Source organism: Paraburkholderia sp. SIMBA_030, from assembly GCF_046535245.1.
GTDB lineage: Bacteria > Pseudomonadota > Gammaproteobacteria > Burkholderiales > Burkholderiaceae > Paraburkholderia.
In genome coordinates this window covers 1-251 of the sequence record NZ_JAWRXB010001201.1, presented here as the reverse complement: position 1 = coordinate 251, position 251 = coordinate 1, and the positions used below count along the sequence as shown (strand labels likewise).

Genomic DNA, 251 nt, shown 5'->3' with positions numbered 1-251 from the left:
CCTGCAGCTTCTGGTCGACGAAGTTGTAGATCTCGGTGTACGGCGGAATGGCCACGTCGGCTTCGGCGAAGCTGATCTTCAAGACGATGAAGAACGGCAACATGAAGAACATGAACAGCCAGATGAACGGAACCCCGATGACCAGCTGACGGCCACCGGGACTTATTCGATTGAGGCGGCGTTTGAATTTGCGCATGTTCATGAACGAAGCACCACGCCGCTGTCGTCTTCCCAGTACACGTAAACCTGGT

The 251-nt window shown here is 54.6% G+C and carries 1 pseudogene; it reads right to left on the bottom strand.

Annotation, left to right across the window (positions count from 1 at the left end):
• Positions 1-202: pseudogene (locus tag SB772_RS43840) on the bottom strand (putrescine ABC transporter permease PotH); the annotation flags it as partial.
• Between the last annotated feature and the right edge of the window lie 49 nt (positions 203-251).